The organism is Streptomyces olindensis (assembly GCF_040645895.1).
GTDB lineage: Bacteria > Actinomycetota > Actinomycetes > Streptomycetales > Streptomycetaceae > Streptomyces > Streptomyces olindensis.
The window spans coordinates 1-25,614 of sequence record NZ_JBEYZD010000067.1; the positions used below are offsets into that span (position 1 = coordinate 1).

At 72.7% G+C, this 25,614-nt stretch carries 22 protein-coding genes; 9 read left to right on the forward strand and 13 right to left on the reverse strand.

Going from position 1 to position 25,614, the window contains the following annotated elements:
- The 4 genes from ABZ948_RS31985 to ABZ948_RS32000 all read right to left on the reverse strand — a co-directional run.
- A partial coding sequence (locus ABZ948_RS31985; RefSeq protein WP_359765415.1) for a hypothetical protein occupies positions 1-752 on the reverse strand: 752 nt, incomplete at its 3' end.
- Positions 749-1,123: a hypothetical protein gene (locus ABZ948_RS31990; protein ID WP_359765417.1), complete on the reverse strand. Its 375-nt coding sequence runs from the start codon at positions 1,121-1,123 to the stop codon at positions 749-751. The genes ABZ948_RS31985 and ABZ948_RS31990, both read right to left, overlap by 4 nt.
- 9 nt (positions 1,124-1,132) lie before the next feature.
- Positions 1,133-3,511, reverse strand: a complete 2,379-nt coding sequence (locus ABZ948_RS31995; protein WP_359765419.1) for a glycoside hydrolase domain-containing protein — start codon at positions 3,509-3,511, stop codon at positions 1,133-1,135.
- 287 nt (positions 3,512-3,798) lie between these two features.
- A complete protein-coding gene (locus tag ABZ948_RS32000) occupies positions 3,799-4,086 on the reverse strand; it encodes an SHOCT domain-containing protein (RefSeq protein WP_359765421.1) in 288 nt (95 codons plus the stop codon).
- A 180-nt stretch (positions 4,087-4,266) separates the two neighbouring features.
- On the opposite strand from ABZ948_RS32000, the gene ABZ948_RS32005 reads away from it, so the two are divergent.
- From ABZ948_RS32005 to ABZ948_RS32015, 3 genes are read left to right on the forward strand one after another with little or no spacing between them, the layout of a single operon-like run.
- On the forward strand, positions 4,267-4,830 hold the full coding sequence (locus ABZ948_RS32005) for a TetR/AcrR family transcriptional regulator (protein WP_359765423.1): 564 nt from the start codon (positions 4,267-4,269) through the stop codon (positions 4,828-4,830).
- 11 nt (positions 4,831-4,841) lie between these two features.
- Positions 4,842-5,420, forward strand: a complete 579-nt coding sequence (locus ABZ948_RS32010; RefSeq protein ID WP_359765425.1) for a DUF4865 family protein — start codon at positions 4,842-4,844, stop codon at positions 5,418-5,420.
- Positions 5,417-6,328: a phosphotriesterase family protein gene (locus ABZ948_RS32015; RefSeq protein ID WP_359765427.1), complete on the forward strand. Its 912-nt coding sequence runs from the start codon at positions 5,417-5,419 to the stop codon at positions 6,326-6,328. Before ABZ948_RS32010 ends, ABZ948_RS32015 begins: the two co-directional genes overlap by 4 nt.
- A gap of 2 nt (positions 6,329-6,330) precedes the next feature.
- Here ABZ948_RS32015 and ABZ948_RS32020 read toward each other — a convergent pair whose 3' ends face one another.
- The 3 genes from ABZ948_RS32020 to ABZ948_RS32030 form a co-directional block, all read right to left on the reverse strand.
- A complete protein-coding gene (locus tag ABZ948_RS32020) occupies positions 6,331-6,753 on the reverse strand; it encodes a PPOX class F420-dependent oxidoreductase (protein ID WP_359765429.1) in 423 nt (140 codons plus the stop codon).
- A gap of 19 nt (positions 6,754-6,772) precedes the next feature.
- A complete protein-coding gene (locus ABZ948_RS32025; protein ID WP_359765431.1) occupies positions 6,773-7,663 on the reverse strand; it encodes an NAD(P)-dependent oxidoreductase in 891 nt (296 codons plus the stop codon).
- Between the two features lie 117 nt (positions 7,664-7,780).
- On the reverse strand, positions 7,781-9,253 hold the full coding sequence (locus ABZ948_RS32030; protein ID WP_359765433.1) for a ketol-acid reductoisomerase: 1,473 nt from the start codon (positions 9,251-9,253) through the stop codon (positions 7,781-7,783).
- 83 nt (positions 9,254-9,336) lie between these two features.
- Between ABZ948_RS32030 and ilvY the strand changes: the two genes are divergently transcribed.
- A complete protein-coding gene (gene ilvY, locus ABZ948_RS32035) occupies positions 9,337-10,191 on the forward strand; it encodes an HTH-type transcriptional activator IlvY (RefSeq protein ID WP_359765434.1) in 855 nt (284 codons plus the stop codon).
- A 55-nt stretch (positions 10,192-10,246) separates the two neighbouring features.
- On the opposite strand, the gene ABZ948_RS32040 is transcribed toward ilvY, so the two are convergent.
- A complete protein-coding gene (locus ABZ948_RS32040) occupies positions 10,247-11,485 on the reverse strand; it encodes an ROK family protein (RefSeq protein ID WP_359765436.1) in 1,239 nt (412 codons plus the stop codon).
- 36 nt (positions 11,486-11,521) lie between these two features.
- Positions 11,522-12,163: an alpha-ketoglutarate-dependent dioxygenase AlkB family protein gene (locus ABZ948_RS32045; RefSeq protein ID WP_359765438.1), complete on the reverse strand. Its 642-nt coding sequence runs from the start codon at positions 12,161-12,163 to the stop codon at positions 11,522-11,524.
- Positions 12,164-12,231: 68 nt separating this feature from the next.
- Between ABZ948_RS32045 and ABZ948_RS32050 the strand changes: the two genes are divergently transcribed.
- A complete protein-coding gene (locus tag ABZ948_RS32050; RefSeq protein ID WP_359765471.1) occupies positions 12,232-13,362 on the forward strand; it encodes a methyltransferase in 1,131 nt (376 codons plus the stop codon).
- 45 nt (positions 13,363-13,407) lie between these two features.
- Here ABZ948_RS32050 and ABZ948_RS32055 read toward each other — a convergent pair whose 3' ends face one another.
- Positions 13,408-17,997 carry an aKG-HExxH-type peptide beta-hydroxylase gene (locus ABZ948_RS32055; RefSeq protein ID WP_359765440.1) on the reverse strand — a complete coding sequence of 1,530 codons (4,590 nt, stop codon included), beginning with the start codon at positions 17,995-17,997 and terminating at the stop codon, positions 13,408-13,410.
- A 236-nt stretch (positions 17,998-18,233) separates the two neighbouring features.
- Between ABZ948_RS32055 and ABZ948_RS32060 the strand changes: the two genes are divergently transcribed.
- A complete protein-coding gene (locus ABZ948_RS32060; RefSeq protein ID WP_359765442.1) occupies positions 18,234-19,469 on the forward strand; it encodes a KAP family P-loop NTPase fold protein in 1,236 nt (411 codons plus the stop codon).
- Positions 19,470-19,507: 38 nt separating this feature from the next.
- Here ABZ948_RS32060 and ABZ948_RS32065 read toward each other — a convergent pair whose 3' ends face one another.
- Both ABZ948_RS32065 and ABZ948_RS32070 read right to left on the reverse strand, forming a co-directional pair.
- Positions 19,508-20,374, reverse strand: a complete 867-nt coding sequence (locus ABZ948_RS32065) for a class II fructose-bisphosphate aldolase (protein ID WP_359765444.1) — start codon at positions 20,372-20,374, stop codon at positions 19,508-19,510.
- Positions 20,375-20,580: 206 nt separating this feature from the next.
- Positions 20,581-21,462, reverse strand: coding sequence for an SIS domain-containing protein (locus ABZ948_RS32070; protein ID WP_359765446.1), 882 nt, complete (start codon positions 21,460-21,462; stop codon positions 20,581-20,583).
- A 116-nt stretch (positions 21,463-21,578) separates the two neighbouring features.
- Here ABZ948_RS32070 and ABZ948_RS32075 point away from each other — a divergent pair, with 116 nt between their 5' ends.
- The gene (locus tag ABZ948_RS32075; RefSeq protein WP_359765448.1) at positions 21,579-22,358 is read left to right on the forward strand and encodes a DeoR/GlpR family DNA-binding transcription regulator; all 780 of its coding nucleotides are present in this window, start codon (positions 21,579-21,581) and stop codon (positions 22,356-22,358) included.
- Between the two features lie 75 nt (positions 22,359-22,433).
- Positions 22,434-24,251 (forward strand): glycoside hydrolase family 15 protein, encoded by a 1,818-nt coding sequence (locus ABZ948_RS32080; RefSeq protein ID WP_359765450.1) that lies wholly within the window; start codon positions 22,434-22,436, stop codon positions 24,249-24,251.
- Positions 24,252-24,254: 3 nt separating this feature from the next.
- On the opposite strand, the gene ABZ948_RS32085 is transcribed toward ABZ948_RS32080, so the two are convergent.
- The gene (locus tag ABZ948_RS32085) at positions 24,255-25,214 is read right to left on the reverse strand and encodes a DUF8832 domain-containing protein (protein WP_359765452.1); all 960 of its coding nucleotides are present in this window, start codon (positions 25,212-25,214) and stop codon (positions 24,255-24,257) included.
- A gap of 187 nt (positions 25,215-25,401) precedes the next feature.
- On the opposite strand from ABZ948_RS32085, the gene ABZ948_RS32090 reads away from it, so the two are divergent.
- Complete coding sequence (locus ABZ948_RS32090; RefSeq protein WP_031120706.1) at positions 25,402-25,614, forward strand: heavy-metal-associated domain-containing protein; 213 nt, start codon at positions 25,402-25,404, stop codon at positions 25,612-25,614.

The window sequence follows — 25,614 nt, forward strand, 5'->3', positions numbered from 1 at the left end:
GCCGCTGCCGGTGCGTCCACGCGGTGCCGTAGAAACCCTCGGTGATGCCGCGTACGGCGGCCGTCGTACGCGATTGGCCCGGCACCGCCGTATGCCGCCGCCTTCTCCGCGCGGCGGATCCGGGCCGGGGCGAACGCGTCGATGCTGCCCGCGCCCTGGCCGGGTGCGGCGTCCCAGCCGCGGATGCGCTGGGCCAGGCGGGTGAGACGGCTGTCGCCCGGGGCGACCGCGATGTGGAAGTGGGACTCCTTCACCGGTTCGAGCTCGCCGCCCCAGACGACGACGCCCTCGCAGTCGGCGAGGATGTCCCGCACGATCGTGCGCTCCTGGTCGGTCATGCCGGTGGAGGCGTCCGCGTCGAGCGGGTAGAAGAGCGGGCGGACGGCGATCGCGGTGCCGGACAGGTGGTTGGACTCGAAGGGCGCCCCGATGTGCCGGTCGACCGTGTGTCCCTGGATGTCGCGCGGACGCAGCATGTCGATCTCGTACGCGTATCGCCGCGCGACGTGCAGCAGGACGGTGGCCACGTCGCCCTGCGCGAGGGGCACGTCGACGCCGGTGCCCTCGACGCGGTGGGTGACGGCCCGGTCGATGACGGGCCAGCCGTTCTGCGTGGTGGTGCCGCGCCAGACGCCTTCGGCGGGTGCTGCCGCGGCCGTGCCGGCGACGGGGACGAGGAGGGCCCCGGCGGTCAGGCCGGCGGTGATGCCGAGGGCCTGACGGCGGGTGAGCCCGGGAGCGGTGTCGCTCAACGCGAGTGTTCCTTCCGGTAGCGGGTGACGGCCAGCGCGATCAGGCACGCGGCAGCCAGCCCGAAGCTGATGGACAGGGCGGGAACGACCCAGGGGGAGACGAGATCCTGCGTCCGCCCGTCGTCCCAGTGGCAGGCCGCGCGCGGCGGCAGGAACCGGTCCTCGAACCGGTCCCAGTCGGGCCGCGGCCACGACGGCGTGTCGCACATGCGGGCCGGGTCGGCGAACAGCACCTGCGCGGCGCCCCACAGGTAGGACAGCGCGCCGGCGACCACGCACCCGACGACGGCGTTGCGGCCGCGCCGCCCCCCGGGGAGCCTCAGGCACAGCAGGCCCAGGCACACGATGACCAGGAGGACGACCCAGCTCATGGACGGCTCCTAACGGAACAGGCTCTTGTGGTTGGCGAGGTACCGGGCCTGGCTGCGTCGCTCCAGGCCGGCGCGGGCGACCAGTACGTCCGCGAACCCCCGGCAGTATTCCCTGAGCCGGTCCGTCGGGAGGATGTTGGGAAGGATCACGCCTTCCTCGGCCGTGGTGAGCACGAGGTAGGTGCGTCCCCCGGCGATGAGGTTGTGCGGGGTGGTGAGGATGTCGAACGCGGCGTCCGCGGCGGTGGCGGCCTTGCTCGCGAACCGCTTGGCGAAGAAGTCCCGGAACCGGGTGACCCCGCCGGTCTGCTCGTAGTGGGCGCGTACGGCGGCGGCGATGGACGTGCCGCTCCGCATCTGGGCGGCCAGGAGGTATCCGTCGGCGTCCTCGACGAGGTCGTTGTGCCCGAAGGAGGAGACCACGCCGTTCTGGCCGAGGCGCTGCACGCAGTAGGTGTGGCCGGAGGCGATGCTGTCGCTGTCGCGGCGCCACTCGCCGTAGAAGGTCATGAGGTCGCCGGCCCAGCCGGCCACGTCGCCCTCGTTGGCCGAACCCGCGGCGGCCGGGCTGGGCTTGATCAGGTGGCCGGCCGCGGTGGCGAGGAGGTGCTGCGGGTCGAGGGAGTCGCCGGTGAACGGGTCGGTGAAGGCGTCGAGCAGTTCCGCGCCGTTGTCGTCGGCGTACTCGACGAAGGACCGGTCGATGCCGCTGATCAGCAGCTTCCACTGCGTGCCGGCGTACCGCTTCTGCCGGTAGTAGTCCGTGACGAGCCGGTTCGGGTCGCCCTTGCCGTAGTTCTTGGCGAGGGTGTGGAGCCGTGCGATGTTCGCGATGAAGTCCGCGGCTGGGGAGACCACGCGGTTGACGGTCTTCTGGCCCTCGTCGGAGCGCGGCCGGTGCGCGTCGCGGTCCAGGTAGAAGACGTCGGAGCCGTTGGTGACCTTGTACTCCTTGATCTGGTTGAACGACCAGTTCTGCGGGAGCGGCATGCCGAGGTTGCCGGAGAAGCCCCAGGACATGCCGGACACGAACGAGTAGGCGGCGTCGGTGGCCTGCGTGACCTGGGCGCACACGTTCCTGGATCCGTAGACGCCGTGCAGGTAGCGCTTGCCCTTGGAGGACAGGCCGGAGGTGACGCCGCGGAAGTACTCGAGGATGCGGGGCATGTCCTCGACGGTGGCGTCGTAGTCGACCGCGAAGTAGATGACGGTGCCGCGGTTGAAGCCGAAGTGCACGGCCTGGTCGTGGGCCCACTGGCCGTGTTTGCGGCCGTTGGCCCAGTTGTACTCGGCCAGGCTGCGGCCGTGGTCCTGGAAGATCGGGAACACGCGCATCCCGGCGGCGAAGATGGTGGCGAGTTCCCCTTCCTCGATCATCTTCGAACCGCCGCCTGCGGACGCCTCGTTGAGGTACCGGCCGACGTAGCGGTACCCGTCCGCGTACATGCGGGACGCCCTGGACGGGGTGATCGTGTACGCCGTGTCGGATCCGTTGACGGGCCGGTCCGGGTCGCCCATGGACACGAGGAGCTGGGCCCACGTCCGGTAGTCGCCGACGCCCGTCACTTCCAGGGCGGAGAACTTCTGGAATCCCTTCAGCCACCCCGCGATGTCGCCGTCCCAGACATCGGTGAAGTGGGTCCGCTGGTCGTCTTCGGGGGAACTCGCGATGGGTTCATTGAAGACACATGCCGCGGAGAACAGCTGCATGATGATGCCCGAAGATCCGGGACCGACGGCATTGGCTTTCAGACCGGCCTGCGTACCGGGGCCGAAGTTTCCGGTCGCGTCCGCCTCGGATATTCCGATCTGCAGCTGGATCGCCTTCATCAGGGCCTGCTGGACATCACGCGAGTAGTGACCGTCCGTGGGGCCGATGGAGAAATTGCTGCGCTTCCAATAGCGCCCGTTGAGCCATTGCTGGATGGACCTGACCTTGTCCGTGCCCCCCGCGAGGACGGCGTAGGCGTCCATGTTGAGCATCGCCTTGAGCACCTTGGGCTGGACGACGCCGCCGTCCTGCTCGATGCCCATGTTCTCCTTCATCTTGTCGACCGACGCGGCGGCGACGGAGTCGAAGGAGGCGACGCCGGTGTCCCCGCCCCAGTACCCCTTGCAGAACAGGGCGTGGCGCAGGATCTTGACGATGTTCTTGTTCTTCTGCCAGCCGATGCCGATGGTGCCGAGGGCCTGGACCTTGGCGAGCGTGCCGGCACCGAAGTTGGCGACGACGGGGCTGATGCCCAGTTCGTGCTGCAACCCCATGGTCAGTGAGTACATGACGGGCCAGCCGGTTTTTCCGTCTTCCGGGCATCTCGCATAACCCGAAACACCGCCGTAGGTGGCGTTGACCCATTTCTGCGCGGCGAGAACCTTCTCATCTGCCATGCGGCAGCCCCTCCTGAGAAAAAAGACCTGTGCGGAGCAGGGGGCACTGAAGAAGGCAGAGCAGATAAGCACAAACAGTTCGGTTCCCCCCACAGAACGACTTCCCCGGTCGTTGTTCGTCTGTGCGGCGATCACCATAGACGCCGACCGAAGCGGCATGTCAAGCAGGGAAATCCCTGCGGCAGTCGGCCGGCGGGAGCGGAGCGGGAGTTGTGCCGTTTTCACCCCCGGAAGCTTCAATTCCGAGGGTGGAAACACGCCAGGCGGCTTTCATTCGGCCGGATTGTTCACATACCCCCTCCCTTGGACGTGCGCCCGAACTCCTCGTTCAGCACGGACAGGCGGCGCCAGTACTCGTCCTCGTCGATCTCACCGGAGGCGAAGCGGTGGCCGAGTACGGCGATGGGCGAGTCGTTTCCTGCCGGGGGCTGCCGCCAGGGGCCGCCGCGGCGTCCGCGCCACACCGTGCGGCGCAGCAGCGCGATGCCGCCGCCGATGACCAGCGCCCAGATCACCGGGACGAACAGGATCCAGGGTCCGGGCCCGCCGTCGCCGTAGTTCGCCAGGGTCTGCATGTCGTCCAACTCCTCGGTCGCTGTGCCGGAATGCCTGTGCTTTCGAGGGTCGTCGCGTGAGCCAGCGCCGTCGTCGTACGGCCGGCGGCAGTGTGCCTACCTCACGGGGAGTAGGCGGCCCGGCGACAGGCGCTCCTCAGGCCCTCGACTTCTGTAACTACTGGTATGTACAGTGCGTGCATGAGCACCTCGGAACGGCTGATCGAATCCACCCGCGAGCTGCTGTGGGAGCGCGGCTACGTGGGCACCAGCCCCAAGGCGATCCTGGAGCGCGCGGGCGCCGGGCAGGGCAGCATGTACCACCACTTCAAGGGCAAGCCCGACCTCGCGCTGGCCGCGATCCGGCGGACCGCCGAGGAGATGCGGGCCACGGCCGGGGCGGTGCTCGGCGGCCCCGGAACGCCGTACGAGCGCATCGCGGCGTACCTGCGGCGCGAGCGGGACGTGCTGCGGGGCTGCCCGGTCGGCCGGCTGACCATGGATCCGGACGTGATCGCGAGCGCCGAGCTGCGCGCCCCGGTCGACGAGACACTGGACTGGCTCCGTGAGCGGATCGCCGCGATCGTCGAAGAGGGCAAGGAACAGGGCGAGTTCGCACCCGGGCTGGACGGCCGGGAGATCGCGACCGCGGTCGTCGCGACCGTCCAGGGCGGTTACGTCCTCGCCCGGGCCTCCGGTTCTCCCGCCGCGTTCGACGCGGGCGTGCGGGGGCTGCTGTCGCTGCTGGCACCCCGGACCCCTTGAGGAGACCTTCCATGCACGCCATGCAGTACGAGCTCACGCTGCCCGCCGCCTACGACATGGGGATCGTCCGCGACCGTGTCGCCCGGGTGGGCGGGCTGCTCGACGACTGGGACGGGCTCGGTCTCAAGGCCTATCTGATACGCGAGCGGGGACGCCATGGCTCGCCCGTCCACCAGTACGCGCCCTTCTACCTGTGGAACACGGTGGAGGGCATGAACTCCTTCCTGTGGGGCGGCGGGTTCCAGGGGCTCAGCGACGACTTCGGGCGGCCGTCCGCACGGCAGTGGACGGGGCTGGCGTACGAGGAGGGGCGGGGCTCGCGGGCGCGGTACGCGGTGCGGCGGCGTCAACCCGTGCCGGACGGTGGGCTGTTGGCCGACGTCGCTGCGGACGCTGTGGGTGAGGTCCGGCGGCTGGCGGCCGAGGACGGGGCCCTGCTCGCCGCTGCCGCCGTCGACACCGGCCGCTGGGAGCTGGTCCACTTCTCCCTCTGGGAGCACGACGCGCCCCGGGCCGACGGCGAGGTGTTCGAGGTGCTGCACCTGTCGGCGCCGGGCCGGGACCGGCTGCCCCGGGGGCGGCAGTGGTGAGCGCCGTCCGTACGGTGCTCGGGGACGTGCCGCCCGGGGACCTGGGGGTGTGCGACGCCCACGACCACCTCTTCTTCGGCAGTCCCCGGCTGCCGGGCCAGGAGCTGCGCAGCGTGACGGCGGCGCGGGCGGAGCTGGCCGCGTTCCGGGAGCAGGGCGGCGGGGCCGTGGTGCAGTGGACGCCGTACGGGCTCGGGCGGCGGGCCGCCGATCTGCCGCCGCTGTCCCGCGACAGCGGCGTGCACGTGGTGGCGGCGACCGGCCTGCACCAGGCCGAGCACTACGACGAGGCCACCCTCGCCGGGCTGCGGGGACGGCTCGCCGACGTCTTCGTCTCCGAACTCACCGACGGCATCGGGACGTCGGGCGTGCGGGCGGGGCTCGTGAAGGTCGCGGGAGGGTTCCACGCCCTGGACGCGCACGCCCGCTGGACCATGCGGGCGGCGGCCGAGGCGCACCACGCGACGGGCGCGCCGATCGCCGTGCACCTGGAGCTGGGCACCGGTGCGCCGGACGTCCTGGACCTGCTGTGCGGGGAGGGGGAGGTGCCGCCGCACCGGGTGGTGCTCGGGCACCTGAACCGGTCCCCCGACCTCGTGACGCACCGGCAGGCCGCTCGGTCCGGCTGCTATCTGGCCTTCGACGGGCCCTCACGCGCCCATCACGCCACGGACTGGCGGATGCCGGACGCCGTACGGGCGCTGGCCGACGCCGGGTTCGGCGACCGGCTGCTGCTGGGCGCGGACACCACGACGGCCGCCGCCCGCTCGGTGGACGGCGGCCCCGGGATGCCGCATCTGCTGCGCCGCGTGCGGCCCCGGCTCGCCCAGGCCGTGGGCGAGGAGCTGGTCGGGCGCATCCTGGTGGACAACCCGGGCCGGGCGTTCGCGGTGGAGTGGCGGAGCTGACCTCAGGTCGAGGCCTGGTCGCTGTCCTTCATCGCGCCCCAACCGTGCCAGCGGTCGACCTCGACCCAGGCGCTCACCCGGGGGCGGGCGCGCTCCGGGTAGGGCTTGCCCAGGTAGTGCCGGGCGAGCAGGTCGATGTCGGCCAGGCCCTCGTCGTCGTACATCTCGGTGACGCGGCCGATCAGCGTGACGTGCGTGTACCAGTCGTCGTCGGCGAGGACCGTGAGGGTCACGCGCGGGTCGCGCCGCAGGTGCTTCAGGCGGACGCGGCCCGCGTCGAAGTTGATCAGCACCCGGCCGTCCTTCCACGCGTACCAGGTGGCGGTGGAGACCGGTGCGCCGTCGGAGCGCACCGTGGCCATGACGCACGGGTTGGGCCGGCTCAGCAGGGCGTCGGCCTCGGGCGGCAGCGGCGGCTTGGACATGGGGGAACCTCCTGGGTGATCAGGCGGACGGGGTGTCGTCGAAGCTGGCGAAGTAGGCGGCGGCCATGTCCTCGTCGGCGTGGCCCTGGGCGGCGGCGCGCTCCAGGCGGGCGGCGGCGGCCTCGGCCACGTCCAGGCGGACGCCGTGGTCCGCACCGGCCCGGACGATCAGGCGGGCGTCCTTGGCGGCGGTGCTCACGGCGAACTGCGGCGGCGTGAGCCGGCCGTCGAGGACCAGGTCGGACTTGGCGCGCAGATAGCCCATGTCGAGCGGGCCGCCCGCGATCAGGTCGAAGAAGCCGTGCGGGTCGACGTCCAGGGCCTTGGCCAGGGCGAGGGCCTCGCCGACGGCCGCCGTGGCGGCGAGGACCCAGCTGTTGGCGACCAGCTTCAGGCGGGTGGCGGCGCCCGCCGCCCCGTCCTCGCCGGCCCACACGGTGCGGGCTCCGACGGCGTCGAAGACCGGCGTCACCCGGTCCCGGCCCTCGGCGGGGCCGGCGGCGAGCACGGTCAGCTGCCCGGCCTCGGCGGGCTGGCGGGTGCCCAGCACGGGGGCGTCGTAGAAGACCAGGCCGTGCTCGCGGGCGAAGGCGGCCAGGGTGCCGAGGGACTCGATGCCGGCGGTGGTGGACTGCACCCACGCGGTGCCGGGGCGCAGGGCCGGGGCGGCCTCGCGCATGGTGTCCAGGGCGGCCGGGCCGTCGTACAGCATGGTCAGGACGACGTCGGCGTCCCGGACCGCCTGCTCGGGGCTCTCGGCGAGGTGCGCGCCCTCGGCGGCCAGCGGCTCCGCCTTGGCGCGGGTGCGGTTCCAGACGCGGACGGTGTGTCCGGCGCGGGCGAGGTTGCGGGCCATCGCGGCGCCCATGATGCCGGTGCCCAGGACGCTCACGGTGAGCTTGTCGGTCATTGCGTCAACTTCCTCGGTGGTGCGGTGCGGGCGTGCTGTCTGCCGACCAGCCTGCCCGCTCAGCGGCTCGCCTGCCCGGAAGTGACGCGCGCAAGCCTGATACCCGTGGGGTCAGGCTCAGGTCACCGAGATGTCCACGGACGGCCGCAGTTTCGCCGCCGCGGCCAGCGCCTCGTGCACCGGATGACTGCCGAAGTCCGCCACGAGGTCGGGGTCCGCCGGGTTCGCGGCCGCCGGGTAGGCGATCTGCTCGTACGCGGCCTGGAAGCGCGGGCCCCAGCGGCGGGCGCCGAGCCGGGCCGTGCGGGAGCAGTTGTCGACCATGTGGGCCACGTCCCGCGCGTGCATGTACGGCAGCAGGGAGTCGACGGCCTCGATGACGGACTCGTTGACGATCTCCGACCAGGGGTGGCCGCGCTCGGCGAACTCGTCGACCTGGGCCGTCATGGTGGCGACGAACACCCCGGCGGTGAACGGGTCGACGGGCAGCTCGCGGGTGCCGCGCCGGGCCCGCACCCGGTCGCTCACCGACCACATGGGCGAGCCGCCGATCCCGCTCATCGGGCGGGCGCCGAGCCGCTGTTCGGCGAGGATCACACTGCACAGTTCGGTGCCGTCGGCGACCTCGTCGTAGATCTCCGCGACGATCTCGCGGGCGGGGACGTACGTCGCCGTGTACGCCCGGTCGAAGACGTCCCGCCCGGTGGCGTCGAGGTGTTCGCGCACGGCCCGCAGCCCGGACCGTGAGATCGTGCGGGCGATCGGGCCGGTGACGTTCTCGCAGGACCGTTCGTACGCCGTGACCTCGTCGTCGCCGGCCAGGCGGTACCGGGTGTACAGGCTCTCGACGATGCCGTGGACGGCGCCGAGCAGGACGGCTCGTTCGCCGACGATGTCCGAGCGGTACTCGCTGTCGAGCGTGGTGCGGAAGGTGTACGGCGAGCCGAGCGCCACGGACCAGCCGAGCGCCAGGTCGACGGCCCGTCCGTCCGGGTCGGCGTGCACGGCGAAACTGGCGTTGATCCCGGCGCCGTTGACGTGCGCGCCCTGCTGGTAGAGGCGCCGCACGGAGTCGCCCATGCCCTTGGGGCACACGGCGATCACCCCGTGCCCGGGCGGGAACTCACCGCCCGTCTCCCGGAGATGGCCGAGCAGGAAGCCGTGCGAGAGGCCGATGACGGCGCCCGGCTTCAGGGCCGCGAAGATCTCCCGGTGGTGAGCGGCGAGCGCGGCGTCGGCGATCAGCAGGATCACCAGGTCGCTGTCGGCGGCGATCGTGAGCCAGTCGCCGAGCGTGCCGTCGTCCTCGGTGAAGCCGTGGGCCCGGGCGTCGGTCCGGGAGCCGGAGCCGGGGCGCAGCCCGACCGCCACCCGGATGCCCGTGCCGGCGAGGGAGTCACGGAGGTTGAGGGCCTGCGCCCGTCCCTGGGGTCCCCAGCCGAGGACGCCGACGCGCCGGACGCCGGAGAAGGCCCGTGGGAGGAGCGGGAAGAGGTGCCGCCCGCCGGGCAGGACGGTCTCGGTCCCGCCCGGCACCTCCAGGGTGTCGAGCGGGAAGACGCGGGAGGTGTACGTGGTCGTCGAGGTCATGGTCGAGTTGTAGGCTCGCCCGGAGTGTTGCGGCAAGCGCAACTTGTGCAGCGCCCTGTTGCAGTGGATGAAAGGGCCAGGTCGTGCGGGACGATCACCGGGAGCTGCGGCTGTTCCTGCACCTGGCGCAGACGCTCAACTTCGGCCGGACGAGCCTGGACTGCCACGTCAGCCCGGCCACGCTGACCCGGACCGTGCAGCGGCTGGAGGCGGACCTCGGGCACCGGCTGTTCGACCGGGGGCCGCGGGGCGTGTCCCTCACGGCGGAGGGGCACCGGTTCCGCGCGTACGCCATGCGGGCCCTGGAGTTGTGGCGCGCCTACCGGGAGGAGCATCCCGATCCGGCGCTGCTCGGCGGGAGGCTGACCGTCTTCGCCACGGTGACGGCGTGTCAGGCGCTGCTGCCGGACCTGCTGGCGCCGTTCCGCGCCGCGCATCCGCAGGTGCGGCTCGACCTGCGCACGGGGGACGCGGCGGCGGCGCTGGCCCGGCTGGACGAGGGCGAGGTCGACGCGGCCGTGGCGGGCATCCCGCCGAGGCTGCCGGAGCCGTTGGTGAGCCGCACGGTCGCGGTCACCGAGCTGGTCCTGGTGACGGCCCGGGACCGGCCCGATCCCGGGCTGGACGGCCCGTTCGTGCTCCCGCAGCGCGGTCTGGTCCGTGATGCCGCCGACCGCTGGTTCCGCGGCAGGGGCACGGTACCCGACGTGGCGTGTGAACCGGACGGCCACGAAGGGCTGCTGACCCTGGTGGCGCTGGGCTGCGGCACGGGTGTGGTGCCCCGCCTGGTGCTGGAGCACAGCGCCGTGCGGGACCGGCTGGAGGTGCTCCCGGCCGATCCGGCGCCGGAGCCGTTCCCGATCGGGCTGTGCGTGCGGCGGGCGGATCTGCGGCGGCCGGTGGTGGCGGCGCTGTGGAGCCGGACGACACAGGAGTGACGCCGGGAGTGACGAACCGGGGGTGACGACCCGGGAGTGACGTCGCTGCGGGCGGCTACGTGAGCGCTCCCAGCGGATCGTCCAGGACCGGCTGCCAGGCCAGTTCGGCGGCGCCGACCAGGCTGTTGTGGTCGAGGGTGCACGGCAGGATGGGCACGCCGCCGCTCTGGCCCCACAGGCTGCGGTCGGCGACGACCGCGCGGAGCCGGTCGGGGTCGGCGTCCAGCAGGGTGCGGTGCAGGCCGCCGAGGATGATCCGGTCCGGGTTGAGGATGTTGACCAGGCCGGCGAGTCCGAGGCCGAGCCGGTCGATGAGGGTCTCGGCGGCGGTGCGGACGCCCGGGTCGTCGTAGTGGTGGCGGACCAGGTCGATGGACTGCTGGAGCAGGGACACCTCGGGACCGGGCTCGCGTCCCGCCTCGGTCAGGAAGGCCAGCGGGTCGGTCTCCACGTCCAGGCAGCCGCGGCTGCCGCAGTGGCAGGGGCGGCCCTCGGGGTGCACGGTGAGGTGGCCGACCTCCAGCGCGAGACCCGAACTGCCGCGGTGCAGGCGGCCGTCGAGGACGAGGGCGCCGCCGACGCCGCGGTGGCCGGTGGCCACGCACAGCAGGTCGCGGGAGCCACGCCCGGCGCCGTGCCGGTGCTCGGCGAGCGCGGCGAGGTTGACGTCGTTGGCGGCGAACGCGGGTCCGTCGAGACCGGCCGCGCGCACCTGCTCGGCGAAGATGTCCCGCACGGGCGCGCCCGCGGGCCAGGCCAGGTGCAGCGGGTTGAGCGCCAGGCCCTCGGGTTCGGCGACCGCGGACGGGACGGCGAGTCCCGCGCCCACGCACCGCAGGCCGGTCTGCCGCAGCAGCTCGGCGCCCGCCGTGACGACGGAGGCGAGCACCTTGGCCGGGTCGGCGTCGACGACCTCGCAGCCGGGCGCCGTGGCGACGATCCGGCCGCCGAGACCGACCAGCGCCGCCCGGAACCCGTCGGCGTGCACCTGCGCGGCGAGAGCGACGGGCCCGTCCTCGGCGACGGCCAGCTTGTGCGAGGGCCGGCCCTGCGAGCCGGCCGCCGCGCCGGGCCGGGCGTCGACCCGGATCAGGCCGAGCGCCTCCAGTTCGGCGGCGACCGCGCCGGCCGTCGCCCGGGTGACGCCGAGCTCGGCGGTGAGCACGGCCCGGGTCGGCGCGCGTCCGGTGTGCACGAGCTCCAGCGCGGGTCCGAGGGCTCCGCGCCCCCGGTCCAGCCGCGTCCTCGAGGTGCTCCCATCCCCCGCCGGCCGGGGGTCCGCCTTCCCGCTCATGAGGGCGAGTCTCCCATGATCCGCCGGAGCGGCGGCCTACAGGCCGCTGACCCGGAGCGTGATGTTGAGCCGTCCGGTCAGGCCCAGCGCGGGCGGTGCCGTGCCCGCGTGCACCCGGGGCACCCCGTGGTGGGCGAGCCGGGACGGGCCGCCGAAGACGAACACGTCGCCGCTGCGCAGTTCGACGTCGGTCCAGGGCCGGTTGCGGGTCTCGGTGTTGCCGAAGCGGAAGACGCAGGTGTCCCCGAGGCTCAGCGACACCACCGGCGCGTCGCACTTCTCGTCGCTGTCGCGGTGCATGCCCATGTGGGCGTCGGCGCCGTAGAAGTTGATCAGTGCGATGTCGTAGGCGGGCGCCGGACCCCCGAGGGTGTCCCGCACCGCCCGGCGGCCCAGGTCGCCCAGCCAGTCCGGGAAGGCCTTGACCGGGGCGCCGTCCCCGTCGGTGACCGTGCGGGCATAGCCGTAGGGGTACCAGTGCCAGCCGAGGCACACCTGCCGGGCGGTCATGGTGCCGCCGCCGGGCGTGCGGACCGTGCGCAGTCCGGCGGGCGGCCGGGCCCAGGCGCGGCAGGCGTCGAGCAGCGCCCGCTGCTCCCCGGCGTCCAGCCAGTCCGGCACGTGCACCGCGCCGGGCGCGATCTCGGTGCGGGCCCTGGGGAACAGCTCGCCGTCCATGCCTCCCATCCTGCCCGACCGGGGCTGAGCTGCGGCTCGGCTAGCCTGGACGCACGATGAACGACCGTATGACGACGCCGTGGGGCGCGCTCGCGCTGACCCGTTTCCCCGAGGACCCGCGCGACCGGCTGCGCGCCTGGGACGCCTCCGACGAGTACCTGCTGCGGCATCTGGCCGGGGAGGACGTTCCGCTGTCGGGCACGGTCGTGGTGGTCGGGGACCGCTGGGGCGCGCTGGTCACGGCGCTCGCGGCGCACCGGCCGGTGCAGATCACCGACTCGTACCTGGCGCAGGAGGCGACGCGCGCGAACCTGGCGCGGGCCGGGGCCGAACCGGGCGCCGTACGGTTGCTCACCACACAGGACCCGCCGCCGGGACGGATCGACGTGCTGCTGGTGCGCGTGCCGAAGAGCCTGGCGCTGCTGGAGGACCAGTTGCTGCGGCTGGCGCCCGCGGTGCACGCGGGGACGGTCGTCGTCGGCACCGGGATGGTGAAGGAGATCCACACCTCGACGCTGCGGCTGTTCGAGCGGATCCTCGGTCCGACGCGCACCTCGCTCGCCGAGAAGAAGGCCCGGCTGATCTTCTGCACGCCGGAGCCGGCACTGGAGCGGCCCGCGAGCCCGTGGCCGTACGTCTACGCGCTCCCGGACGGCATCGGCCCGGCCTCGGGGCGCACGGTCGTCAACCACGCGGGGGTCTTCTGCGCCGACCGGCTCGACATCGGCACGCGGTTCTTCCTGCGGCACCTGCCGGACGGCCGGGGCGGCCGGGTGGTGGATCTGGGGTGCGGCAACGGCGTGGTGGGGACGGCGGTGGCGCTGGCCGACCCGTCGGCCGAGGTGCTGTTCGTGGACGAGTCGTTCCAGGCGGTGGCCTCGGCAGAGGCGACGTACAAGGCGAACGGCGTGCCCGGGCACGCCGAGTTCCGGGTCGGTGACGGGCTGGCGGGCGTGCCGTCGGGCAGTGTCGACCTGGTCCTCAACAATCCGCCGTTCCACGCCCACCAGGCGACGACGGACGCGACGGCCTGGCGGATGTTCACCGGGGCGCGGCGGGCGCTGCGGCCGGGCGGTGAGCTGTGGGTGATCGGCAACCGGCACCTTGGCTACCACGTGAAGTTGCGCAAGGTGTTCGGCAACAGCCGGGTGGTCGCGAGCGACCCGAAGTTCGTGGTGCTGAAGGCCGTCAAGCGGTAGCCGTCGCGACACGCCTCCCGGCAGGTCCGGGCCGGCCGGGGCCGCTCATGGACGGTAGACCGGCGGTGGGTCCCCGGCGTCCGGCGCGTCGATCCAGGCGGCGAGAGCGACTGGGTCGGGGGCGTTTCCTCTACGCGCCCGGACGGACAAGTACACCGCGCGCACCAGTTCCGGGCGATGCAGCAGGGCTCGTGCGGCGCCCCGTGTCTCCGCCTCGGAGTCCGTCCTGCGCAGGGCCAGTGCCAGGCTGACCCAGGCGTCGGGGCGGCTCGGATCGGCGTTTACCTCGGCGACGGACAGGCACCGCGCCCGCCTGATGTCGCCGAGCAGACGCACCGCGTCAGCGGAGTGCGGGGCCGCCGGGTCCCCCACGTCTGTGTGATGCCCGGGAACACCACCGCGCGCCGGGTTCGGGTCGACGGCGGATCGCCGGATACGGGCCATGCCCACGGCGAGTCCCCGAGCCGCCGGGTCCGGGCACAGCACGGAGTCCGTACGCTGCCGCCAGGGCCGAGCCTCGCCGTGGATCCTGCTGTCCGTCAGGCCGGCCACCTCACCGGGATCGGGCCGCAGATGGTGGAGCCGCCAGCGCACCCTGTGGTCGACGACCGCCTCGGCGGCGAGCGCGGCGACGTCCCCAGGGACGTACCGCGTCCGCCACAGGCCACAGCTCGTGCCCATCAGAGCGACGAAGCGGGCACCGACGTCGGTCCACCGGGGCGAGTCCCGCAGGACGAGATACGCGTCCCACACCTGGGCACGCCAGTAGGCGAGCTCGAACTGGGCGCGCCTCAGTTCCGCCCCGTGGGCCGTGGCCGTGAGCCGCTGCCAGTACTCGGCCACTCCGAAGAACGCGTAGACGCCCTGGAACAACCCCTCGAAGGGGCGCGGGACGTCGCGCCAGGGCGCGTAGTGGAGGGTGCCGTCATCGTGGTCGTCGTACAGGTCGACCAGGTCGAGCACGGCGTTGAGCTTCATGTGGCGGAACTCGTGGGTGAGGGTCCCGGCGAGTTCCACCGCGTCCTGCGGCTCGCTCAGCACGGCGCCGCCGAACGCGTCGCTCGAGGACAACGACGCCATCTGCGGTCCCTCGACCGCCGGAGAGGGAGTGATCGCGGTCAGCGCGGTGCCCGTCGCCTCGGCGTGCCGCCGGCTGGTGCGCAGCAGGATCCGCCCCGCCTCGTCGATCAGGTCCGCCCAGCGCGCCGCCCGGTCCTCGGAGAGCCGTGCGGGCGGCTCCGGCTCCCCGGTGCGGCGGAAGGGATGGATGTCGTCGAGGCAGATCGTCAGCGGTCCCCCCGTTCCGCCGTCGGTGACTCGGCGCAGGGGATGCCAGCCGGGTGCCGCGTTGTGGAGCGCCCCGGGGAGGGACACCTCCGCCGCGGCGGTGCGTACGGTGGCCCGGCCCGCGGTCCCCTCGACGACGGCCACCTGCGCCGCCGTCGGCCCCAGGTCGGCCACGCCCAGGGTGGGCAGCACGGCGAGGCCCCTGTGCACCGGGATCCGGCAGGTGAACGAGAGCCCGGCCCGGAGACCGGCTGCGGCGGCCATCGCGTACAGGTGGCCGAGGCCGGCCCAGAGCGGAAGGTCCCCGCCGGTCCGGCGCTGCCCGGGTACTCCCAGCACGCGGCCGAACCACCGTCCGACGGCCGGATCCAGCAAGAGGTCGTCCGTGGTCTGCGGGGCGACTCGCGAGGCCTCATTGATCAGGTCCTGGACATGCGCCACGGGCCCGAACGGCTCGACTGTGCCGCCTTGCCTGTGGAGTTCCTCGAAGAGCGCGCTGAGCTCCCTGACGCGGTTGCCGCGCTGCTGCGCCCTCAGCTCCGCGACGATGTCGCGGTCCTCGGTTCCCGTCGCCAGCGCACGGAAGGCATCGCGCTCCCGCAGGGGTGCGGGAAGCCTGGACGGGGTTTCTTCGCCGGCCCCGCGCTGCTTGCGCCGCCCCTGGATCCGGTAGGTGATGCCGGTACGGCCGGTGGAACGGCGCGGTTCCCGGGAACCTGACGAGTAGCCACCTCCTCCGCCGGGTTCGCTGCCACCTTGGGACAGCCGTGGCCGGGTGATCCGGTCCAGGATTCTCCGGTTGTCGGGGTCGGACGCGGAGGGTGCTTGGGCGAGTGCCTCCGCCAGCGGCAGGTGCGCGAGATCCGGACCGGTGTCGGACTGGGGACCGGCTGCCGGGCGGGCACGGTGCGCGGCGTCCTGCGCGGTGGGTCCGGCGTCCTCCGGCAGGGTCTCGGCCATGGTCCGCGCTCCTTCTGTCACACGGGCCTCCCGCGGGATGCCCTCGGTCGCTCGCTCCGCCAGGTCCGCCCGGACGAGTTCCAGGTTGTCCCGGCACATCCGCACGTGGGGATGGTCCTCGCCGAATCGCCGGCTGTTGACCTCCAGCACCGCCTCGAAGTGCTCCGCGGCGTCCTGGAGCCGGCCCAGCAGGTGCAGCACGGTGGCGAGTTCGTGGCGATTGGCCACGGCGTCGGGGTGTTCGTCCCCGAACCGCTCCCGGTTCAGTGTCCAGATCCGCCTGAGTTCGGCCTCCGCGGCCGTCAGGTGGTGCTGGTCACGGCGGATCCGGGCGAATTCGTGCGCGACGAGGAGCCTGTCGGGGTGTTCAGGGTCCCGGTACTTGGCGATCTCGGTCACGACCGTCGAGCACACGTGGGCCGCTTCGTCGGTGCGCCCCGCGTCACGCAGCGCCCGGGCGAGGCTGATGCCGCAGGCCAGTGAGATTTCGTCACCGTCGCCGAACAGGGCGCGGCTGGTCTCCCAGATCTCCCCCAGCTCCGCGATGGCCTCACTCAACGCGTCGCGCTTGTGCCAGATGGTGGCGAGGTCATGACGCGTACGCAGCACGGCCCGCCGGTCGGGAGGCTCGGCGGACTCCCGGATGCGCAGGACGACGCGCAGCTCCCGTTCCGCCTCCGCGTAGCGTCCGAGTTCGCGCAGCACCCTGGCGCGGCCGCTGCGGGCTGACTGGGTGTGCTGATGGTCGGCGGGCAGCGTCCCTTCGCACGCCCGGACCACCGAGTCGTACTCGCTCTCGGCCTCGTGGAGCCGGCCTTCGTCGCGCAGGGCCAGTGCCAGGGCCAGGCGGGCGGCGAGCGTGTCGGGATGGTCCGCGCCGAGGTGTTCCCGCCGTACGTCGGCGACCACCTGCAGTTCCCTGCGCGCATCGCTGTACAGGCCGATGTAGTACCGGTACAGCCCGGCGCGCAGCGCGGCGTCGGTCGCTTCGACGACGGCGGACGCCGGCAGGCCGGGGACGAGGAGGTCGAGCGGGGCCGCGCAGTGCGGGGCGATGTCCTGCCAGTGCGGCCAGTGCGCCGGCGCAGCGGGGTCCATGCCGTCCAGCGCCTTGCGCAACAACGCGACGATCAGGTCGCGCAGTTGCCGGACGCTGGAGGTGAACTCCCTTCGGTAGCGCATGCTGAGACGCACCAGCGGGTGGATGGCGAGGTGGCCGTCCGTGCCGTCGTCCTCCGCCCCGACGCCGCCGCTCTCCTCGTGGACGAAACGGTGTCCGGTCAGCCCGTCCAGGGCCGTGCCCAACTCCAGTGAGGAGGGGCGGCAGGAAGCGAAGAGTTCGCTCCGCGCGATCACCTCCGGGTCGAGGAGCCGCAGATGGGGGATCGGGCTCGCGCCGAAGGCCGCCAGGAGAAGCATCAGCGGTTCGGCAGCGTGGTTCTTCTGCTCCTTGAGCAGGTCGAGTGAGAGCTCCCAGGTGGCCGTGATCCGTGCCAGGTCGCCCTCGAGTTCGTCCGGAACGGATGCCTGGTCGGCGACGCGCCGAGCCAGCCGTTCGTCGAGACCGCGGCGGTAGTCGGCGAACGTCCGCGGTCCCCTCACCCGGGGCCAGCCCCGGGCCCGCTTCAGGAGCGTACCGGCCAGGTCGAGCGCGAGCGGAAGGCCGCCGAGCCGTACGGAGAGCAGCCGGGCCTCCGCTCTGCCTCCGGCCTTGGGAGCCAGGTCGAGCAGGACCTGAGCCCCGTCCTCGTCATCGAGGACGTCGACCGGCAGTTCCGTGGTCCATTCCGCCAGCTCCGGCCAGCCGGACCGCCGGCTGGTGACGAGTACCGCACCGGGCAGGCGCCGCGGTGGGTGCAGCCAGCCGACACCGTGGTGCAGCGGCTGTTTCTCCGCGGCAAGCAACTCGGGGTCGTTGACATTGTCCAGCACCAGCAGCCACGGCTCGCGCAGCTGCTCCAGTTGCCGCCACAGGACGTCCGCCTTGTGGCCGAGGCCGAACTCACCCGTGCCGGCACCGGCGTCGAACGCGACGGCGTGCAGGGCGCTGGAGAGGTCCTTGGCGTCGGCGGCCGACACCCACCACACGCGCTCCACGGGGCCCTCTTCGGACAGCTGGTGGGCGACTTCCAGGGCGGCGGTGGTCTTGCCGGAGCCGCCGAGCCCGGACAGCACCCACACTCCGGAGACATGCCCCGGCCGCGCCACATGCTCGCGGACGGCGCGCGTGAGCTTCCCGACCAGCTCCTCGCGGCCGCGCAGCCGGTACGTGGGCACACCTCGCTCGGGCAGGGCCACCGGTGTGGAGGTGAAGCCCGACTCGGAGGGCGGGGCCGGCGCGTCCGGCCGTTCGTGCCGCTGCTCGTCGAATCCGTCGGGTCCGGTCATCGACCACCGCCCGGTGCGCCGGGGGACCGTGCTCCCCGCCGCGCGGCGCACACCACGGCCATGGCGTCCCCCCATCAGTCCCGAGCAAGGCTCGATCTCCTGACGCTGCACGGGAATTATGACGGCACCATGCCGGTTTCGGCGACGGAACGACCCTGGATTTGTCACCCTTGCTCTGCGACTGGTACGCACGCCTCCTCGCCCGTGCGGAGGCGAGGAGGACGGGGGACGCGCAGATGACGAACACCGGCTTCACACCCCTCACCGACAACCCCGTCCTGAGCCGGGACGGTGACGCCTACGGCTTTCTGCCCTACCTGGAGGTGCTGGCCGACGCGGTGCAGGCCGCCCGGCCGCTGCCGCTGACCGTCGGCGTCTTCGGCCCGTGGGGGTCCGGCAAGTCGAGTTTCATGCACATGTGGCAGGAACTGCTCGGTCCCGACGCCCGCACGGTGTGGGTGAATCCGTGGAAGTACGACCAGAAGCAGGAAGTGTGGGCCGCGGTCATCACCTCGGTGCTGGCGGAGATCAAGCAGGACGAACGCGCCCGCGACAAGGCCGTACGGCTGGGGCGCTCCCTGGCGTGGCTGTCGCTGCGCGGCGTGCTGAGCAGCGGCGCTCCCCTGGTCACGGGCGGCCTGCTGGGCAAGGAGGAGGCCCAGCAGGCGCTGGACCGGCTGGCCGACAGCGACGCCGAGTTCCATCGTCACGTGAACGCCTTCGAGCGGGACTTCGCCGACGCCGTGAACGACTATCTCGACGGCACCGAGCGTCTCGTGGTGTTCATCGACGATCTGGACCGCTGTACGCCCGAGGCCGCGGTGACCGTCCTCGAGTCACTGAAGCTTTTCACCGGTGACTCGCGGTGCGTGTTCGTCCTCGCCATGGACTACGACCTGCTCGCGGCAGTGGCGGCAAAGAAGTTCGGCGACCTCGCCCCCGTGAAGGGCTCGGTCTACCTGGAGAAGATCGTCCAGCTCCCCTTCTTCCTCCCCGAGGTCGCCTGGGACACGCTCCGCGACTCACTGAGCGCCTACGTGCCGGCGCTCGCGGACTCGGAACCGTTCTGGAGCCTTGCCCGCACGGCCTTCGCCCCGAGTCCACGACGGCTCAAGCGCTACGTCAACGTCCTCAACCTCGCGACGACCATCCTGGAACGCTCCTCGGGCCGGCCACTGGACCGCGACCGGCGGCTGCAACTGGCGGAACTGCTGATCCTGCGCAGCGAGCACCGGGCCTTCTACGGCCATCTCGTCAGCCGGCCCGGTGCCTGGGCCCAGTTGAAGGACTTCGCTTGGGGACGGAGTCGTCAGCCCGACCCTTCGTTGACGGGCTTCGTGCACGACGAGGACCTCATGCGCCTGTTGTCCCTGGGCCGCGACCATCAGGCCGCTGGCTTCCCGCTGGCACCTTCGGCCGCGGAGGTCGAGAGCATGATGACGACGGTCAGGACGGCCTCCGGCGGTCTGTGACGCTGACGACGACGGGCGGCGCGGTCCGGGCCGCGGCGTCAGCGCGCAGGAAGGAGCGGGCCCAGCACCCTGATGGTCCGCTCCACCACCCGCGCCATGGCCTGCCTGCCCACCGTGAGGTAGTGGCGCGGGTCGACCGCCTCGGGGCGGTTGGCGAGGAACTCCCGGATCGCGCCGGTCAGGGCGATGTTCAGGGCCGTGCCGATGTTGACCTTGGTGATGCCGCCCGCGACCGCCGCCGTGAGTTCGCCGTCCGGGACGCCGGAGGAGCCGTGCAGGACGAGCGGGACGTCCAGCGCGGCCGACAGTTGTTTGAGCAGGGCGTGGTCGAGGGTGGCGGTGCGGGTGGTCATGGCATGGGCGCTGCCGATGGTCACGGCCAGGGCGTCCACACCGGAGTCGGCGACGAAGGCCCGGGCCTCGTCGGGGTCCGTGCGGGCGCCCGGGGCGTGCGCGTCCAGCGGGGGTTTGCCGTTCTTGCCGCCGATCTGCCCCAACTCGGCCTCGATCCAGAGACCTTGGGCGTGCGCGCGGTCGACCGCCGCCCGGGTCGCCGCGAGGTTCTTCGCGTAGGGCAGCCGGGCCGCGTCGTACATGACGGAGCTGAAGCCGGCGTCCGCGGCCTGCTGCAGCAGGGTCTCGCTCTGGACGTGGTCCAGGTGCAACGCGACCGGGACGGCGGCGTGTTCGGCCGCGGCGACGGCCGCGCGGGCGAGCGGGAGCAGTTGTCCGCCGTGGAACCTGACCGCGTTCTCGCTGACCTGGAGCACGATGGGGGCGGGCACGGACTCGGCGCCCGCGATGACGGCCTCGACGTGCTCCAGCGTGATGACGTTGAACGAGGCGACGGCCGAACGGGCGGCGACGGCACGGGTGATGAGCTCGCCGGTGGTGGTGAGGGGCACGGTGTCTCCAAGGTCGGGTCGGGGAACGGGGGGCCTGCGGCAGGGGCCGACGATCACCGGCGGTGGGGAGCGGCCGGCCGGCAGCGGCAGGGCGGGCCGGGCGGCAGCGGCATGGTGAAGCCGGGCGGCCGGGACGCGCGCTCGGCCTCGGCGCGGGTCCCTGAGCCCCTCGGCGGCAGGGCGAGGGCAGCGCCATCCCCGACGGATCAGGGCGTGAGGATCACCGAGCGGGTGAGGTGGCGCGGGTGGTCCGGGTCGAGGCCGCGGGTGGCGGCGACGGCGATCGCGAGGCGCTGGGCCCGGACGAGTTCGGCGAGCGGGTCGAGACGTCCCTCGATCCACAACCCGCCCGTGGAGTGGACCTGTTCCGCCAGCCCCCGGGGGGCCTCACCGAACATCCACGTCGCAGTGCCGCTCGTGGTGACGCTGATGGGCCCGTGCCGGTACTCCATCGCCGGGTAGGCCTCCGCCCAGGCCAGCGCGGCCTCCCGCATCTTCAGCCCGGCCTCGTCGGCCAGGCCGACGGTCCAGCCCCGCCCCAGGAAGGTGAACTGCGCGCAGTCCACGAGCCCTTCGGGCAGCGGCTCGGTGAGTGCGGTGCGGGCGTCGTCGACGGCCGAGGCGGGGTGGCGGCCGAAGTGGGCGCGGAGCAGGGTGAGGGCCGTGGTGGCGAACCGGGTCTGGACGACGGAGCGTTCGTCCGCGAAGTCGAGGACGGCGAGGTCGTCGGCTGCCGTCCGCACGGGCGTGTCCGGGTCGGCGGTGATCGCGGTGGTGCGGGTGCGGCCCTTCAGTCTGCCGAGCAGGTCGAGGACCTCGGTCGTGGTGCCGGAGCGGGTGAGGGCGACGACCCGGTCGTAGGCGCGGCCGTGCGGGAACTCCGAGGCGGCGAACGCGTCGGTCTCGCCCTGGCCCACGCCCTCGCGCAGCGCCGCGGCCGCCCTGGCCATGAAGTACGAGGTGCCGCAGCCGACGATCGCGACCCGTTCCCCCGGCGCCGGGAGCACCTCCGCGTACCCCGCCGCCTGTGCCGCGGCGCGTGTCCAGCACTCGGGCTGGCTGTTCAGCTCGTCCTCGACATGCGTCATGCCGCACCCTCCGATGTGATTGTTCTTGCAAGGTATCGCCACCTTTCGAGCATCATCAAGCATTGCGCGCCGACTGGTGCGCTAGGGTCGCCCGGGATCGAGACGTGGAGGTGCGGATGTCGCGCGACGCCCGCTGGAAGGCGCTGCTGGAACTGCTCGTCGAGCGCGGCCGGCTGGACGTCGAGGAGGCGGCCGGGGAGCTCGGGGTGTCGGCGGCGACGATCCGCCGGGACTTCGACCGGCTCGCCGAGCAGCAGATGCTGGTGCGCACCCGGGGCGGCGCGGTCGTGCACGGTGTGTCGTACGAGCTGCCGCTGCGCTACAAGACGGCCCGCAACGCCTCGGAGAAGCAGCGCATCGCGAAGGCCGTGGCGGATCTGGTCGCGCCCGGCGAGGCGGTCGGGCTGACCGGGGGCACGACCACCACGGAGGTGGCGCGGGCCCTGGCCGTGCGCGGGGACCTGGCGTCCGGGTCGCCCGCGCTGACCGTCGTGACGAACGCGCTGAACATCGCCAACGAGCTGGCGGTGCGGCCCCAGTTCAAGATCGTGCTGACCGGCGGCGTCGCGCGGGCCCAGTCGTACGAGCTGGTCGGGCCGCTGGCGGACGCGGTGCTCGGGCAGATCACCGTGGACGTGGCGGTCCTCGGCGTGGTCGCCTTCGACGTCACGCACGGTGCCGCGGCGCACGACGAGGCGGAGGCCGCGATCAACCGGCTGCTGTGCGAGCGGGCGGAGCGGGTGGTCGTGGCCGCCGACTCCAGCAAGCTGGGGCAGCGGGCCTTCGCCCGGATCTGCGCGGCCGAGGCGGTGGACACGCTGGTCACGGACGCGGCGGCCGACGCGGCGACGGTACGGCGGTTCGAGGAGGCCGGGCTGCGGGTCCTGGCGGTGTGATCCGCGGTCCCCGTCCCTTCGGGGCACCTCGCGCCTAAGCTGGGGCTGAGAGCCCGCCGGGTCAGGGAGGCTGCCATGCAGGGAACAGCGGACGGCCGGCGGTATCTGCCGATCGCCGAGCACGGGCTCATCGGCGATCTGCGCAGTGTGGCCCTGGTGGGGACCGACGGCACGATCGACTGGTACTGCTGCGCGGCCTTCGACGCGCCGAGCGTCTTCGCCTCGATCCTGGACGCGGAGCGCGGCGGCTGCTTCGAACTGGCGGCGGCCGTGCCGGCGCGGACCAAGCAGTTCTACTTCCCCGACACCAACGTGCTGATCACGCGGTTCTTCACCGAGGACGGCGTCGGCGAGGTGCAGGACTTCATGCCGGTCGGCGGAGGTGCGGTGGAGGCCGAGCGGCACCGGCTGATCCGGCGGGTGGTGTGCGTCCGCGGCTCGATCCCGTTCCGTACCCGCGTGGCCCCCCGCTTCGACTACGGCACCCGGCCGCACACCGTCCGCCTGGCCGGCGACACGGCCGTCTTCGAGGCCGACGGGATGGCGCTCGCGCTGACCGCGACCGTGCCGCTGGAGGCCGACGGGCCGGACGTCCGCGGGGACTTCAAGCTCGCCGAGGGCGAGTCGGCGGTCTTCGCGCTGGACAAGGTCGGCGGCGACGTCACGCCCCGCCGGTGCGCGCGCACGGAGGCCGAGGAGCAGTTCACGGCGACGGTGGCGTACTGGCGGCGCTGGCTGTCGGCGTCCCGCTACAAGGGCCGCTGGCGGGAGATGGTGCACCGCTCGGCCCTGACGCTGAAGCTGCTCACCTACGCGCCGACCGGGGCGATCGTGGCCGCGCCGACGACGAGCCTGCCCGAGCGGCTCGGCGGCGAGCGCAACTGGGACTACCGGTACGTGTGGGTGCGCGACGCGGCCTTCTGCGTCTACGCCCTGCTGCGGCTGGGCTTCACCGGCGAGGCCGAGGCGTTCATGGACTTCGTGACCCGGCACATCAGCCCGGGCGACGGCAAGCCCTCCGGGCCGCTGCAGATCATGTACGGCATCGACGGGCGCACCGAACTGCCCGAACGGGAGCTGGACCATCTGGAGGGCCACCAGGGCTCGGCGCCCGTCCGGGTCGGCAACGCGGCGGCGGACCAGCTCCAGCTCGACATCTACGGCGCGCTGATCGACTCCATCTACCTCTACGACAAGTGGGCCAAGCCCGTCTCCAGCGACCAGTGGGACGACGTGTGCGCCCTGGTCGACTGGGTGTGCGACCACTGGGACCAGCCCGACGAGGGGATCTGGGAGACCCGGGGCGGACGCAAGAACTTCCTGTACTCGCGGCTGATGTGCTGGGTGGCGATCGAGCGGGCCATCCGGATGGCGAACCGGCGCGGCCTGCCCGCCGATCTGCCCCGCTGGCGGGAGTGCCGGGACACGATCTACCGGCGGATCATGAGCCGCGGCTGGTCCGAGGAGCGCCGGGCCTTCGTCCAGCACGAGGACGGCGACGTGCTGGACGCGGCCGTGCTGATGATGCCGCTGACGAAGTTCATCGCCCCGACCGACCCGAAGTGGCTGTCGACGCTGGACGCCCTGACCGAGGAGCTGGTGTCGGACTCGCTGGTGTACCGCTACGACCCGCAGGCGAGCCCGGACGGACTGCGCGGCGACGAGGGCACGTTCTCCATCTGCTCGTTCTGGTACGTCGAGGCCATGGTGCACGCGGGCCGGATCGACGAGGCGCGTCTCGCCTTCGAGAAGATGCTGACGTACGCCAACCACCTCGGTCTGTACGCCGAGGAGATCAGCCACACCGGGGAGCAGCAGGGCAACTTCCCGCAGGCGTTCACGCACCTCGCGCTGATCAGCGCGGCCTTCAACCTGGACCGGGCGCTCGGCTGACGCTCAGTGCCCGTGGCCGTCGTCCGCATGCCCCTCGGGGGTACCGGCCTCGGCTGCCGCTCCCCCGGTCCGGACCGTGAAGGCCGCCGTGTGGACCTTGCCGTCGTGCTGGAAGTCGAGGAACAGGCGGTAGGAGCCGGCGCTGGGTGCCGTGGCCGTGAAGGAGATGTCCGGGCCGGGCTCGGTGGTGCCGTCGCCGGGTTCGCCGTTCGGGTGGACGTGCAGGTAGGCGAGGTCGCCGGAGCGCAGGGCGACCAGATGGCCGTACGCGCCGAGGTAGGGCTGGAGGTCGGTCACGGGCTTGCCGTCGCGGGAGACCCTCAGCTTCAGTTCGCTCGCCTTTCCGGGGCGCAGGGCGCCGGACAGTTCGACGTCGTAGCCGTTGGTCTCGGCCGTGGTGGCGGGCGCGGGCAGTTCCTTCGGCCGGTAGGGGCCGGAGGCGGCGAGATCCGCGCCGAGGGTGAGGTTCTCGGCGTTCTTCCTCGCCGGGGTGAAGTCGGCGAAGACGCGGTAGCCGCCCGAGCGGGGCAGGTCGACGGGGGTGCTCCAGGTGCCGTCGGCGGCGCGGGTGGGGTGCAGGTGGCGGTAGGTGACCAGGTCGCGTGAGGCCACGATGAGGTGGAGTTCCTTGTCGTGCTCGCGCTGGTAGGCGGTGACCGCACGACCGCTGCCGTCCCGGACGGTGAAGCGCAGGTCGGTGCGCCGGCCGGCGGTGACGGTCGGGGTCTTGAGGTCGAGGGTGTAGCCGCCCTCGGAGATCTGCAGCCCGCCCGCCGGGGGCGTGTCGTGCCCCGCGCGTCCGTCGCCCTCCGCGCGCGGGGACGAGGGCCGGGTGTGGTCGTCCCCATGCTTCGGCGGGTCGTCGGCGACGACGGGGCCGATGCCCTGGCCGACCCCGTAGGCCGTGCCGAACGTGGCGGCCAGGGCGGCGGTGAAGGTGGCGATCTTCAGTCCGGTGTTCATGGCCTGTGGCTCCTTCGGATACCGGGCCGGCCGCTCGGATGCGGGGCCCTCCACGCAGCTCACCATACCCCTGGGGGGTATCAAGTCAAGTCGTTCTCGCGCTTGCATCCCATACCCCTCGGGGGTATACATGGACTCGGCGAGGGGATACCCCCGCCCCGTATACACGAATCTCCAGGAGGCTCCGATGCCCGCCACCACCTACGCCGTCTCCGGCATGTCCTGCGGCCACTGCAAGGCCACGCTGACCAAGGTCATCGGCGAGCTGGACGGCGTCAGCGGCGTGGAGGTCGACCTCGACACCGGCCGCGTGACCGTCACCAGTGCCGCCGAGCCCGACGACGCCGCGATCGCGGAGGTCGTCGACGAGGCCGGCTACGAGCTCACCGGGAGGGTCTGA